Annotated in this window: 13 protein-coding genes; 8 read left to right on the top strand and 5 right to left on the bottom strand. The window is 38.9% G+C overall.

Annotation, left to right across the window (positions count from 1 at the left end; genetic code table 11):
• Positions 1 to 128: 128 nt before the first annotated feature.
• Complete coding sequence (gene dapA / locus ACQ86H_RS22025) at positions 129 to 1016, bottom strand: 4-hydroxy-tetrahydrodipicolinate synthase (RefSeq protein ID WP_138820496.1); 888 nt, start codon at positions 1014 to 1016, stop codon at positions 129 to 131.
• Between the two features lie 82 nt (positions 1017 to 1098).
• Positions 1099 to 3111, bottom strand: a complete 2013-nt coding sequence (gene ligA / locus ACQ86H_RS22020; protein ID WP_138820497.1) for an NAD-dependent DNA ligase LigA — start codon at positions 3109 to 3111, stop codon at positions 1099 to 1101.
• Positions 3112 to 3341: 230 nt separating this feature from the next.
• On the opposite strand from ligA, the gene ACQ86H_RS22015 reads away from it, so the two are divergent.
• Both ACQ86H_RS22015 and ACQ86H_RS22010 read left to right on the top strand, forming a co-directional pair.
• Positions 3342 to 3554: a hypothetical protein gene (locus ACQ86H_RS22015; protein ID WP_431292492.1), complete on the top strand. Its 213-nt coding sequence runs from the start codon at positions 3342 to 3344 to the stop codon at positions 3552 to 3554.
• 42 nt (positions 3555 to 3596) lie between these two features.
• Positions 3597 to 4241 carry a zeta toxin family protein gene (locus ACQ86H_RS22010; protein ID WP_431292491.1) on the top strand — a complete coding sequence of 215 codons (645 nt, stop codon included), beginning with the start codon at positions 3597 to 3599 and terminating at the stop codon, positions 4239 to 4241.
• Between the two features lie 18 nt (positions 4242 to 4259).
• Here the strand turns inward: ACQ86H_RS22010 and ACQ86H_RS22005 are convergent, their stop codons facing one another.
• Entirely contained in the window at positions 4260 to 4934 is a 675-nt protein-coding gene (locus ACQ86H_RS22005) for an ACP phosphodiesterase (protein ID WP_431292490.1), read from the bottom strand.
• A gap of 136 nt (positions 4935 to 5070) precedes the next feature.
• On the opposite strand from ACQ86H_RS22005, the gene tyrS reads away from it, so the two are divergent.
• Both tyrS and ACQ86H_RS21995 read left to right on the top strand, forming a co-directional pair.
• A complete protein-coding gene (gene tyrS / locus ACQ86H_RS22000; protein ID WP_138820501.1) occupies positions 5071 to 6357 on the top strand; it encodes a tyrosine--tRNA ligase in 1287 nt (428 codons plus the stop codon).
• A gap of 14 nt (positions 6358 to 6371) precedes the next feature.
• A complete protein-coding gene (locus ACQ86H_RS21995; RefSeq protein ID WP_431292489.1) occupies positions 6372 to 6584 on the top strand; it encodes a hypothetical protein in 213 nt (70 codons plus the stop codon).
• A gap of 429 nt (positions 6585 to 7013) precedes the next feature.
• Here ACQ86H_RS21995 and ACQ86H_RS21990 read toward each other — a convergent pair whose 3' ends face one another.
• Complete coding sequence (locus tag ACQ86H_RS21990; protein ID WP_431292488.1) at positions 7014 to 7499, bottom strand: GTP-binding protein; 486 nt, start codon at positions 7497 to 7499, stop codon at positions 7014 to 7016.
• On the bottom strand, positions 7481 to 8215 hold the full coding sequence (locus tag ACQ86H_RS21985; protein WP_431292487.1) for a GTP-binding protein: 735 nt from the start codon (positions 8213 to 8215) through the stop codon (positions 7481 to 7483). The genes ACQ86H_RS21990 and ACQ86H_RS21985 overlap by 19 nt, the downstream gene beginning before the upstream one ends.
• 1045 nt (positions 8216 to 9260) lie before the next feature.
• Between ACQ86H_RS21985 and ACQ86H_RS21980 the strand changes: the two genes are divergently transcribed.
• Genes ACQ86H_RS21980 through ACQ86H_RS21965 form a run of 4 tightly spaced genes read left to right on the top strand, consistent with a single transcriptional unit; the run spans position 9261 to position 14534 of the window.
• Positions 9261 to 9410 (top strand): hypothetical protein, encoded by a 150-nt coding sequence (locus tag ACQ86H_RS21980; protein WP_168202357.1) that lies wholly within the window; start codon positions 9261 to 9263, stop codon positions 9408 to 9410.
• A 50-nt stretch (positions 9411 to 9460) separates the two neighbouring features.
• On the top strand, positions 9461 to 11695 hold the full coding sequence (locus tag ACQ86H_RS21975) for a SusC/RagA family TonB-linked outer membrane protein (RefSeq protein ID WP_431292486.1): 2235 nt from the start codon (positions 9461 to 9463) through the stop codon (positions 11693 to 11695).
• The gene (locus ACQ86H_RS21970) at positions 11692 to 12633 is read left to right on the top strand and encodes a hypothetical protein (protein WP_431292485.1); all 942 of its coding nucleotides are present in this window, start codon (positions 11692 to 11694) and stop codon (positions 12631 to 12633) included. The genes ACQ86H_RS21975 and ACQ86H_RS21970 overlap by 4 nt, the downstream gene beginning before the upstream one ends.
• A gap of 11 nt (positions 12634 to 12644) precedes the next feature.
• Entirely contained in the window at positions 12645 to 14534 is a 1890-nt protein-coding gene (locus ACQ86H_RS21965; RefSeq protein WP_138820503.1) for a RagB/SusD family nutrient uptake outer membrane protein, read from the top strand.
• Positions 14535 to 14562 lie beyond the last annotated feature (28 nt).

Genomic DNA, 14562 nt, shown 5'->3' with positions numbered 1-14562 from the left:
AGGGCGATAAATAGAAGGCGGTTAATTTATTTGAGTAATTTTTTATTTGCACAAAAAAACAGATTGTTTTCATTTACTTTTCAGCAAAATCAAACAATCTGTTCCTGAAAATATTCTTGTAAGCGAATTTAAGCAACTTCGCTTAGCTTTTCTATTTCTGCAATTATTGATTTTTCTAAAAATGCAGATGCTTTAACCAATGGCAACCTTACGGTATCGCCGCAAACACCTAAATGTTTTAATGCAGCTTTTATGCCTGCCGGATTACCTTCTGCAAATGCCAGGCGAGTAAATTCTATTAAGCCTAAATGAGCAGGCAAAGCGGCCTTGTAATCGCCGGCTAAACAAAGTTTTACCATGTCAGAAAATTGCTTAGGTACAGCGTTTCCGATTACCGAGATAATGCCTGCAGCACCCAAAGCGATCATTGGCAAAGTAACCGGATCATCTCCGGAGATTAAAAGAAAATCTGCAGGCTTATCTCTCATAATCTGGTTAAACTGATCGAAGCTTCCTGATGCTTCTTTAGTAGCAATAATATTTTTAAAATCATGAGCCAGCCTGCAAGTTGTTTCCGGACTCATATTGCTTCCTGTACGACCTGGTACGTTGTATAAAATCAAATCTAAAGGAGAAATTTCAGCTAAATATTTATAGTGTTGATAAATTCCTTCCTGAGTAGGTTTGTTGTAATAAGGACTAACAGATAAAATTGCACTATAACCGGAAGCATCGAAAGATTTAATGTCTTCAGCTACAGCTAAAGTGTTATTGCCACCTATGCCGGCAACCAATGGTAATCTATTGTTGTTAATTTCAGCAGTATAGGCCCACACTTTCTTCTTCTCGTCCTTGGTCATTGTAGCAGTTTCGCCGGTTGTACCTAAAGAAACGAGGTAATCGATCCCTCCTTCTACCAAATGATTAATCAGGTTTTTTAAACCATCATAGTCAACTGATCCATCTGTGTTGAAAGGTGTAACCAACGCTACACCAGTACCCTGAAATTTGTTCATTTTAATTTATAATTATTGAATTTTGAATGAGAGATTGACCAAATGCTTTTACATGCTATCATTCACCAATTCCGTCATTCTCTCATTTTATCATTTCCAAAAGCTCAGCATCGCTGATGATCGGAACGTTTAGTTTATTTGCCTTTTCCAGTTTCGATGGACCCATATTATCGCCTGCTACGAGGTAATTCAATTTGCCCGAAATGCTGCTCAGCATCTTTCCTCCATTGGCCTCAATCATATCTTTGAGCTCATCGCGGCTAAAGTTTTCAAAAACGCCCGAAATTACGAATGTTTTTCCAATAAGTCTATCACTATCCAGCGTAATTACCTTTTCTTCAATTTCAAACTGTAATCCTGCTAATTTTAATAATTCTACCTGCTTTAAATGCTCAGATTTTCCAAAATACTCAACAATACTCTCCGCAATGCGCTGTCCGATCTCATCAATGGCGATTAATTCCTCTACGGTAGCCTTAGCAAGATTGTCGATATTTTTTACACCAGCGGCAGTTTTTCTTGCTACTGTTTCGCCTACATAACGGATGCCCAGGCCGAAAAGCACTTTTTCGAAAGGCATTTCCTTCGATTTTTCGATTCCGGTAAGCATGTTTTCTATCGAACGTTCTCCAAAACGGTCTAAGTTTTTGAGCTGATCCGATTTTTGATACAAAGTATATAAATCACTAATATGATTTACAAGCCCATGTTTGTAAAAGGTTTCGATGGTTTCATCGCCGAGTCCATCAATATTCATGGCCTTGCGCGAGATAAAGTGCTGAATTTTTCCAACAATCTGCGGCGGACAACCTTCATCATTAGGACAGTAGTGCACTGCTTCTCCTTCTCTCCTGATCAATTCTGTTCCACATTCGGGACAATTGTGTAAATATTGAACCTTTGTAGCGCCGGGCAATCGCTTATCTAAATTTACTATGATAATTTTTGGAATAATCTCACCACCTTTTTCTACATAAACGGTATCACCTTCATGTAAATCTAAACGATCTATTTCGTTCGCATTGTGCAATGTAGCACGTTTAACCGTAGTACCGGCCAATAAAACAGGTTTTAAGTTGGCAACCGGCGTAACTGCACCGGTTCTGCCTACCTGATAGGTTACTTTTTCTAAAACAGTTTCAACCTCTGCTGCTTTGTATTTATATGAAATGGCCCAGCGTGGTGATTTAGACGTAAACCCCAATTCCTGTTGTTGTGCATAACTGTTTACCTTAATCACAATACCATCAATATCGTAACTTAATTTAAAACGTTCGTTTTCCCAATGGTGGATAAATTCCAGAACTGCATCGATATCAGAAACCAGTCGGTTATGTTCACAAACATGGAAACCCCAATCTTTTACAGCATTTAAACTTTCCCAATGAGTTTTGAATTCGTTTTTATCGGTGTACAGGAAATAAATAAAACCATCCAAAGGCCGTTTTGCAACTTCCTTGCTATCCTGCATTTTTATGGTGCCCGAAGCAAAATTTCTGGGATTTGCATAAGGGATCTCACCAAGTTCTTCACGAGCAGCATTTAAGCGTAAAAATGCCGCTTTGTGCATAAAAATCTCCCCACGGATTTCGAAATGGTCAGGGGCAACGGTCGATTTGATCTGGTGTGGAATGGTATGGATGGTTTTTATATTATTGGTTACATCGTCGCCTTTGGTGCCATCACCACGGGTAACCGCACGTAAAAGCTTGCCATTTTCGTAAGTAAGACTGATAGAAAGGCCATCAAATTTTAACTCACAAACATATTGGAAATTATCGCCGATGGCTTTACGGATGCGTTCGTCAAAATCACGGAGATCTTGCTCGTTATATGTATTCCCCAATGATAGCATGGGGTATTTATGGTTTACGGTAATAAAGTTTTTGGTAATATCGCCACCAACACGCTGTGTAGGCGAATTCGGATCGGCAAAATCAGGATTTGCTTTTTCTAGCCCGGCGAGGTGTTTTAATTTTTTATCAAACTCATAATCTCCAATGGTGGGCATAGCCAGCACATAATAGTTATAATTGTGCTGGTTTAATTCGGCCACCAGGGCATCCATTTCTTCTTTTATTGCAGTTAAAGGCATCTACAAATATAAAAAAAGGATGAATCGGTTTTTAAAATGAGTTGAAATAAATATACATAATACTCTGGTTAATTTAGCGATTTGAACTATTAAAATCTATCAAAGAAAGCTATCGATTTTAATGATTATTAACTACTGTTTGTATAACGCGTTTGGCCTTTTTAAAGATTTCTCCTTTTGAATTGTGGCATTGAATTTGTATTTTTACATTAGATTAAAGTATTGCAATTATGGAGTTGACTAATCTAGAAACAGAAACTAAGCAAGAGAAATATCTTGATGTTTTACGTAATCTGCGTGCAAAGAACTTCAGTCGTAATCTGCCTTTTCTTATCCTCTCTAATAAGCTTCCGAAAGGTCAGGTTTATAAAGAATATAATGATGGTCGCATAGAGATTCAGGAAGTTTCTTCAGCCGGAAAAAAATTAATGTTAAAGTATTGAAGACTTTGGCAGTAAAAGAAGCAGATCTGGTTCGTATTGACTATGGATTATTCTAATCCAACACTCTTGGTTATTTCGGGTCCAAATGGAGCAGGTAAATCTACCTATATTCAAAGTATGCTTCCTGTAGAATTTGAAGGAATATGGTCTTTTAACAGAGATGAAGTTCGCGTTCAGTTCGAAACCCAACTTATAGAAGAAGGAATTCCTAAAACAGATAGATTAAAAAAAGCCACAGCAATGATGGAGGCGAAACTGGTTAGTGAAATGAAAAGTGCAATCGTTGGGCAACAACATTTTGTGCTGGAAACTCCTCTGTCTGATCCATACTACTGGACTTATTTAAATTTATTTGAGGATTCCGGTTATCATATTCAAATTAATTATTTATGCCTGAATACAATCGAGCATTGTAAGGCAAGAGTTCAGCAAAGGGTTTCAGAAGGTGGACATGCCGTTTCTCCTGAAACAATAAAGGGAGTTTATAATATGAATCTAGTTCATATAGATAGTCAAATGGCTAGTTTTAAGAGGTTAGAATTTTACGATGGGACTATTATTCCAATCATGCTATGTGCCATTGAAGATAACCAGGTAGAATATTTCTCTCCCGAAGCTTTAAAAAAGAAATGGATAAAAAATGGGCTTCAATCGCTTTATAAAATGTTAAGGGATGCAAAGGCCTAACTATTTTCGCTAAAATATTTAAGCCAACTTCCCCTCAATCTCCTCAAAAATATGCATGTAATCTTTTTCTAGGACGGTTTTATAAATCCCAAGTTCAAAAGTAAGTGACTGAAGTTGATTTTCGTTCAATGTTTCGGGCCATAAACGCATGCAGATTCTGTTCAGCGCATAGCTGATATTTTCGAGTTTTTGATAACTCAGCAGATACTTGCTGCTGATAAACTTTTCCAAAAAATTAAAAAATACCTCAGGGTTTTTAAGGTTACAGTGTTCAAGGAAATCACTTAACGATTCTTTTTTTACCGAACTCAGCTTGTCATAAAAATGGTTTACCTGGATTAAGTTATCCTCCACCAATAAATGATCTAACAAAAGTTCCAGGCCGATGTGGGCAAGAAAAGAAGGACGCACAGCGGTATTTTCTACAACCGGCTTAATGAGTTGTTTAAGTTCGGTGGTTTTCTCCAGGAAAAAATTAGAGGAATGAAAAAGCAGGTCGACGGCTAAATGTCTTTTCCAGCCAAGCAACAGATTTTCTTCATCTGGGTTTCCTTTAAACAGGAATTCATTCTTCTGGGGGTATAAATTCGCCTCTTTTGCTGCATTTTTAATCAGATCTGGCAAAACCGTTCCCATTACCACATGGGCATCATTATTTGTCCGGTCGAAATAATAATGGGATAAAAAGTTCATCTTGCAAGGTAATGTTTTCTGGTATGGTTGTAAAGGCCGAGTTCAATTATGATAACTCATTTACAAAACCAACTAATTTGCTTTAAACTAAGCTAAAATTTTATCTTTGCACGCACATTATTAAAGTGTTTGTACAATGACGAATTTTGTTGAAGAGTTAAGATGGCGTGGCATGCTGCATGATATTATGCCGAATACGGAGGAAAAGTTAAACGAGGGTATGACTTCCGGTTATATCGGTTTCGACCCTACTGCAGATTCGTTGCACGTTGGTCACTTAACGCAGATCATGACCCTGATTCATTTTCAAAATGCTGGTCACAAGCCGTTTGCTTTGGTTGGCGGAGCTACGGGTATGGTGGGCGATCCGTCAGGAAAATCTGATGAACGTAACCTTCAGACACCTGAAATGATTGAGCACAACCTGAAAGGAATGAAAAAGCAATTGGCTAAATTCTTAAAATTTGAGGAAGGCGGGAACGGTGCAGTAATGGTTAATAATGCCGATTGGTTTAAGGATATGAATCTTTTTACCTTTATCAGGGATGTTGGTAAACACATTACTGTGAACTACATGATGGCAAAGGATAGTGTTAAAAGACGTTTGGAAGGTGATTCTGGTCTGTCTTTTACTGAGTTCTGTTACCAGTTGATTCAGGGTTACGATTTCTATCATTTATGGAAAAATGAAAACTGTTTGGTGCAGATGGGCGGATCTGATCAATGGGGCAATATTGTTACCGGCACCGAACTGATCAGAAGGAAAGACGCTGGTACAGCTTATGCCATTACTACACAGCTGATTAAAAAGGCAGACGGAACCAAATTCGGCAAAACCGAAAGTGGTGCAGTTTGGCTGGATCCGGAAAAAACTTCTCCATATAAATTCTACCAGTTTTGGTTAAATGCATCAGATGATGATGTGAAAAAATGGATCCGTATTTTTACGCTTAAAAATAAAGAAGAAATTGAGGCTTTGGAAAAGGAACATGATGCCGCACCGCATTTGCGTATCCTTCAAAAAGCTTTAGCTGAAGATATCACCATAAAAACCCACTCAGTAGAAGCTTTGGAAGCTGCCATTAAAACATCTGAGTTTTTATTTGGAAACGGTACACTTGAATTCTTGAAAAGCCTAACAGAAAAGCAAGTATCAGAGATGTTCGAAGGTATTCCTCAGTTTAACATTTCGAAATCAGAACTAAATATTGGAATTGATGCTGCAACTTTACTGGCAGAAAAATCGACCATTTTTCCATCAAAGGGAGAGGCTAAGAAAACCATTCAGGGAGGCGGAGTTTCTGTAAACAAAGAAAAGGTAGCTGAAATGGCCCAAATATTCAATACAGATCATTTAATAAACGATAAGTTTATCGTAGTACAAAAAGGAAGAAGAAATTACTTCCTTTTAATTGCAGAATAACATTTTCAAGCCCAATGAAATTAAAGATAAGAGATCTATTCATTGGGCTCGAATTTAAAATTGAACGGGAAGTTGAAATCCCGGAAGAAATTCTAATAAAACGTATCATCCAGGAATTAAGAAAACTGGATTATGAAGTTGTTGACCGAACGGAGAAAAAATCTTGTTCGGAGAAAGATGGCATGGCGGTCCATATATTACCAAACAATCCGATTGGGATAGGGTAAATAATGGAAGTTTCGAAATTATCGGGGCTAGCGAAAAACAAAGTTTAAAATTTCAATTTTCGGTATCCATATTTGGTATCATGCTAGGCATTTTAATGCTCGTTGGATTGTCTTTTGTTGCGCACTACTTCATTTTGCCTTTTGTACTTTGTTTTGTTGTCTTGAACATACAAAGAGCTATTGATCTAAAAAATAAAATTCACCAAATCTTTAATGCAGTTACCCGACCAGAAGTAAATTGATTAACAGTGTTCTAATAAATTTGAGATCAATTGACATGATTTACTTCTTCTAAAAAGACTCTTTTTTAAAAAATGATAAGATCTTCGTTAGATTTGTGTTTCTGGATCTACTCCTGGTCTGGCAAGCGATCCTTTTCATCTTTCTTGCGGTTAAAACTGCCATTTTTTTCATATCATAGACTATTTTTTAAAGTAAGACACGTTCAAAAGGATTCTTAAAGTGGTTTTTTGTTTTGTAAATTTCCACTTCTGTTTCAGTTAAGAGGCAATATTCAAGCGATTTTTTTAACTCATCATTGTTCATTTCCTGCCCAATAAAAACAAGCTCGTTTTTACGGTCCCCATAATCATTGTCCCAATCTGCATCAATTTCAGCTCTGTTTTCCTGGTAGTCCTGGTATTGCTCACGTTCATGCTCTTGCATACTTGCCCACCAAACACCTGCCAGATCGATGCGTAAAGAACCACCGGCTTGCGAGAAATTAATAGCCTTTTCGGGCATGGCAGCTAAATAGAAAATACCTTTCGAACGGATAATGTTCTGTGGAAATTCTTTATTGATGTAATGCCATAATCTTTCAGGGTGAAAAGGTTTTTTGGAGCGGAATACGGTTGAACTAATTCCATATTCTTCAGTTTCGGGTTGATGGATTTCTACCAGCTCTTTTTCCATCCGGCACCATCTGATGCGGATTCAAAATCGAATAAACCGGTATTTAAGATTAAGGCTGGATTTATTTCTCCAAAAAGTGTCTGATAAATTTTAGCTGTAGGGTTAAGTTTTGCAATTAACGCCTTAAGTACATTAAGATCGATATCACTTACCAGATCTGTTTTGTTTAATAAAATCACATTGGCAAATTCGATCTGGTCGGTAAGTAGATTTACGATAGTGCGTTTATCCGCTACGTTATCAACCATATTACGGTCGGCAAGTTTATCTGCCGAGCCAAAGTCCTTATAAAAGTTATAAGCATCTACAACGGTTACCATTGTATCTAACCGGCTAAATCTGCTCAGATCGATACCAGAAGCTTCATCAATAAAAGAAAATGTTTGTGCAACCGGGATGGGTTCAGATATCCCTGTGCTTTCGATCAGCAGGTAATCGAATCGGTTTTCTTTTGCCAGTTTTTCCACTTCAATCATCAGGTCTTCACGCAAGGTACAGCAAATGCATCCATTGCTCATCTCTACCAGTCGTTCTTCCGTTTTGGATAGGGTGTTTTGGTTTTTAACCAGTGAGGCATCGATGTTGACCTCACTCATATCGTTCACAATTACGGCAACTTTTAAATCTTGTTTATTTTTTAAAATAGCGTTTAGCAAAGTGGTTTTGCCACTGCCCAGGAAACCGCTTAATACGGTTACCGGTAATTTTTTCATCATGTTAATGCAATTATATTGCAAATATAGTATTGATTATTTTAAATGCAACTAAATTGCTTTTGTATTTGTGTATTAAATTTTTTAGTTATCTTGATGGTGCCTTTACATCATGAGATATTCTTGCCGTAATACGCGCCTGCCTGGATTAAGAATGGTAATTTCTTATTTATCATTCTTAATTATTGGAACCTGTTTAAAATTAAATAGAATTTATTTCGTATGTCAGTCTGAGCGTAGTCGGAGACTATTTCAACGCATTAATAAAACAATCGACTACGCTACTATTAACAGACTCCAATAGAATGGTCGTCATCTCGACCGGAGCAACACGAAGTGGATAGATCTTTGTACTATTTATTGAAATCAAATTTAAAAGATTTTGCTTCTCAGAGCGTTCGGGTTCTCTACTGCGGTCGAAATGACTGTCCATTAAGATCATTCACCTTCTTTATCCATCTGTCAGTTCATATTGATTTTTATACCATAAATTATCTCTCAGTGTAATAGCAAATGGTCATTTATATTTGTTGTAAAAATTTAAACAGGCTCTTACTTTCAGTAAATTAAACCAATCTTTACACCTGTACATTTGCCGCTGTGCATACCAGCGCTTGCCTAAAATGTAAGATTATATCAGGGCAGGTCAATGAAATGATCGAATAATTTTGGAGTCGTTGTTATGACTTTTATGCTTTTTTGAAGTAAAAAGGCACTTTTAGCGCTACTTAAACAAACTGGGTATAAATTTAAACAATTGTGGTATCCTTAAAATGGTAGTTTTCTTAGCTTCGAATATTCAATACAGGTAGAACCATTACCTTTCCGTTCGAACATGATGCTGAAGTAAGTAAGACCAAACACTTACCCTAAGAGCCTTAACGCTGATCTCAAATCTCAATGAGATGCCAAAGGCAGATTGTTCAAAATCAGGAAAGCTAAAATTGGTTTTTTATTGTAAGGAGCTAACCAAATAAATATGAACCAAACTGAACAAATGCTCATGGAAGCACCCGGTTAAATCTAAATCGATCTCATACCGATACAGATGAATTCGTTCAACGGTATCGAATACAACTCTAACCAAAATAAACCAAAATTTATGACCAAAAACTACTACTACTACAAAGAGGGATTAATCCACTCTTCGCTTCCTGAAACAGTTGAAAAATCTGTTTTGATGACCCTAATTGATTAGGCCTGACATACAATTATCCAATTCTATTTCTCTTTAAATGATTTTAAATAATGGAAAAAATAACCAATATGGGTAATGGTGCGCGCTCCGGATATAAGGGGGCAAAGCAGTTATTACTCGTGATGTATTTAACACTGATTACTTCCGCTCTGTTCGTTAATCCAGCTGTAGCCCAACAACGACGAAGGATAACCGGGACGGTAGCTGATGAACAAAAGCAGCTGCTAATAGGAGCCACTATTACTGTAAAAGGCACTAATTCTAAAGTACAAACCGGTACGAATGGCGAATTTGCCATAGAGATACCCGCCGACAGGCAGATACTTATCATTGCATATATAGGTATGAAGACGCAGGAGGTGAGTGTTGCCGGCAAAAACACCGTAAACGTAACAATGAAATCTAATTCCGATCAATTGGGTGATGTAGTGATTGTGGGATACGGCGTTCAGAAGAAACAAAGTGTAGTTGGTGCGATTTCTCAAACAACCAGCGAAGTGTTGGAAAGAACAGGTGGTGTATCTAGTTTAGGTGCCGCATTAACTGGAAATTTGCCAGGTGTGATTACTACTGCCAGCACCGGAATGCCTGGAGATGAAGATCCTCAGATTCTTATTCGCGGGCGCAGCACCTGGAACAATGCCAGTCCGCTTATTTTAGTTGATGGAGTTGAGCGATCGATCAATAATATAGATATCAGCTCTGTGGCTTCTGTTTCAGTACTTAAAGATGCATCAGCAACTGCGGTATTTGGGGTAAAAGGAGCAAACGGAGTAATCTTAATCACAACTAAAAGAGGGCGCGATGGGAAGGCAGAAATCAGGGCAGCTGCTAATACAGTAGTTAAGTCTGCATCTAAACTGCCTGGTAAGCTCGATTCTTATGATATGTTCCAGGCACGTAACCGAACAATCGAATATGAACTGGCACTCGCTCCGGGGGCCTGGAGTTCCTATCTTCCCGAAGCTGTGATGCAAAAATACCGCTCGCCAGCCAATCTTGAAGAAGCCGAGCGTTACCCCAATGTAGATTGGGTAAATACCCTGTTCAGGGATAATGCAATGTCTTATAATGCCAATCTTAACATCAGCGGTGGAACACCATTCGTAAAGTATTTTTCTTCTGTTGATTACCTTGACGAAGGAGATTTGTTTAGAAGGTTTAGTAACGATCGTGGCTATAGCGGTGGCTACAGTTTCAAAAGATTGAATGTAAGAAGTAACTTAGATTTTCAAATAACGCCATCAACGGTCTTCAGAACAAATATCTCAGGTTCACGAGGCGTATCTGAGCGTCCATGGATTGATGTTAACCCTTACAATACCTGGACTGCTGCTTACTCTGCAGCGCCAAATCTCTATCTTCCTGTTTATTCTGATGGTACATGGGGGTATTATAAACCTAATGAACAACAAAGTTTAAACTCTGTACGAATTTTATCTACCAGTGGTATGCAGACCACCACAACTTCACGTATTACAACAGATTTTACCTTAGATCAAAGCTTAAATTCTCTTGTTAAAGGACTGAGCCTGAAAGGAACATTATCTATCGATAATACATTTATCGAAGCTGGCCGCGGAATCGATGACCGTAATAACGGAACACTGAGTAAATACATTGATCCTGAAACAGGAGTAGTAAGTTATTCACAAACTAAGGATGCGGCAACGGAGCTTGAATGGAGAGAAAGTGTAAGATGGGCAAGCCGTGCAGGTGATGTTAACGATGGCGCAACTTACCGCCGGATGTTTTCCCAAATGCAAATCAATTATGCCCGAACCATTGCTCAAAATCATAATGTAACGGCTATGGGGCTTTGGAGCAGAGATAATACGGCTACCGGAAGTATTATTCCTTCTTACCGTGAAGACTGGGTTTTCCGTACCACTTATAATTATGCAGGTAAATACAGTTTCGAATATAACGGAGCTTATAACGGTTCTGAGCGATTTGCACCTGCCTATCGTTTTGATTTCTTTTCTTCCGGAGGACTTGGATGGATGATCTCTGAAGAAAAATTTATGAAACCGATCAAATTCATCAATTCATTGAAATTACGTGGATCGTATGGTGGAATTGGTGATGATGGTGGTTCTCCCAGGTTTGCCTTCCTGACAAACTGGGCATTTGGAGGCACTACACCACTGGGTACTACTGGTGAAGCTGCAGAGAATAGTCCTTACAACTGGTATAGGGAAACTTCGGTAGGTAATCCAAACGTACGTTGGGAAAAGGTTGTAAAAAAGAATATTGCACTTGATTTCGGATTTTTGGAAACATGATCTCTGGAAGCGTAGATTTCTTCCAGGACGACAGGAGCGATATCCTTACCAGCAATCGTGCTGTTCCAAGTTACTATGGTGCCACTCCACCTACGTTTAACGTTGGGAAAGTGAAATCAAGAGGATTTGAAATAGATCTGCGTTTTAACAAGAAAATCAACAATAACCTTACATTATGGAGCAACATTAATTATACACATGCCAGGAACAAAGTTACCTATGCTGATGTTGCCGGATTGTTACCGTTATACGCTAAGCCTATTGATAAACAGATTGGACAGGCTTATTCTTATGTAAGCGCTGGTTATTACAATACCTGGGATCAGCTCTATGGAAGTACTATGCACAATGCCAATGACCAATTGAAAATACCGGGAAACTATCATCTGGTAGATTACAATGCGGATGGGGTAATTGATGCAAATGATAACATTCCTTATGGTTACTCCGGTGCTCCTGAAAACACCTACAATGCCACTATAGGTTTTGAATGGAAAGGATTTAGTGCATTTGCTCAGTTTTACGGAGTGAACAATGTTACCCGCCAGGTTGTATTCGGAACATTTTCTGGAAAAAATACGGTTGCCTATGATGAAGGAAGTTATTGGTCAAAAGACAATACAAACCCTGATGGCCCGATGCCACGTTGGGAAACAACACCTGCGGGTTTTTACACGGCAGACAGGTACTTCTATGATGCTTCTTATCTGCGTTTAAAAAATGCTGAGATTGCTTATACGTTTAGACAGGACTGGGTTAAAAAAGCCGGAATATCAAGTATACGTGTATTCCTAAACGGGAACAATTTATACGTGTGGACTAAGATGCCTGATGACCGTGAAGCAAATTACCAAAGTGCGGGCGGGCAGGGCTGGGCATCGCAAGGTGCATACCCAACTGTAAAGCGGTATAATCTGGGTGCTAATTTCATCTTTTAAACATGATCGTTATGAAAAAATATATAAAACGCCTATTATTAATAGGAATGATTTGGGCGGGAACCGGCATGGTATCTTGTAAAAAATATTTAGACAGGGATCCCGAAGCAACTGTGACGGCAGAATCTGCCTTTAAAGACTTTCGTAGTTTTCAGGGTTTTACCGAAGAGCTCTATAACTGTATTCCAGATTTTACCAATCGTTATTGGACCAACAGTTTCAACTGGGGTGAAGATGAAATCCAGTCTACAGTTCAAAATTTCCACTTTGTTAATAAAATTGATAATGGTGATTTCTGGGGATGGCAGCGTGAGTTTGACGGATGGGGTGCAGGATTTTTAGATAATGCCAACGCCAATACAAATAACGATCGTTTTACCAAGGGCCTCTATCCATTAGCCTGGTATGGCATTCGTAAAGCAAATTTAGGTCTTGAGAACCTGAACCTTATGGTAAATGCAACTGATGAAGAACGTAATCTGATCAGGGGTCAACTGCTGTTTTTTAGAGGCTGGTTCCATTTCCAGCTCATGCAATATTTTGGAGGGCTTCCTTATATTGACAAGGTATTGCCAGCCGATGAAGAATTGAGATTGCCGAGGCTAAAGTATCAGGAATGTGCAGCAAAGGCCGCGCTGGATTTAAGAGCAGCCGCCGATCTTTTGCCAATCAATTGGGATAATACAACAGCCGGGATCCAAACCCTGGGTAAAAACCAGTTGCGCATTAATAAAATCATGGCGCTAGGTTATTTAGGTAAAAACTACCTGTGGGCTGCTAGTCCATTAATGAACTTAGAATCTACTGGTAGCAAAACCTACAATGCAGAACTGAGTAAAAAAGCGGCTGCTGCATTTGCCGAGTTATTGAAACTAACAGAAAGCGGAGTTGCTCCTCATAAATTATTGCCTTTTGCACAATACAGTACCAATTTTTACACAACCGGTCAAAATTTCTTAATCCCGGGAGGTACTGAAGTCATATTTACAGGGCCATATTGGGGCGCACATGGTTCAACCTATGGTACGGCAAAACAGTATACACCAGCAATTGTAGGTGCCGATGCACTGGTATTTGCGCCTACCGCAAATTATGTTAATTATTATGGAATGAAGAATGGCTTGCCCATTTCGAATTCTGCCCAGGCTGATCCCAGTGGCTCTGGATATGATCCGCAATTTCCCTGGCGTGATCGGGATCCCAGGTTTTATAATGACATTATATACGATGGGGTTAAAGTGGTACAGGGAACTTTGGCCGCAAATATGGAACCACACCGATATGCAAACCTGTATACAAACGGCAGTTACAGAGATGAACGTTCTGGTAGCCGTACCGGATATATGATGTTCAAATTTGTGCCCAGAACTGCCAATAACTTTGATCAGGGCTGGAATTATGGACAGAATCTGAACATTAAGGTTTCATATATGCGTTTGGCCGATATATACCTGATGTATGCAGAATCGGTTGCTGCAGGGTACGACTCCCCAGGCGCAACCGCAGAGGGATTTAGCAAAACTGCCGTAGATGCCATCAACGTAATTCGGGATCGTGCCGGTGTTGGTCACGTTGCCACACAGTTCTTAGCATCAACAGCAGAATTTATGAAAGAAGTAAGACGCGAACGAGCTGTTGAACTTGCCTTTGAAGGACATCGGTTTAATGACCTTCGTCGCTGGCATTTGCTTGCCGAAGTACCATATACTTTAAAAACAGCCGCAGAATTTGATCGTGCTGCTCCTTTAAATACCACAACCGATACCAAATTAAACAAGGTTGTAAACTATCGCGAGCGGTTAATATTACAACGCCCATTTAGTGAAAAGCATTATTGGCTGCCACTTAAGCGAGCAGATGTAAATATGTATAAGGAGTTTGCGCAAAACCCCGGATGGTAAGGTAGTTCATGATCATAAATAATTAAAG

It is taken from the genome of Pedobacter sp. P26, assembly GCF_050632135.1.
GTDB lineage: Bacteria > Bacteroidota > Bacteroidia > Sphingobacteriales > Sphingobacteriaceae > Pedobacter.
The sequence above is the reverse complement of the archived record's forward strand: the minus strand, read 5'-3'. Positions and strand labels throughout refer to the sequence as shown.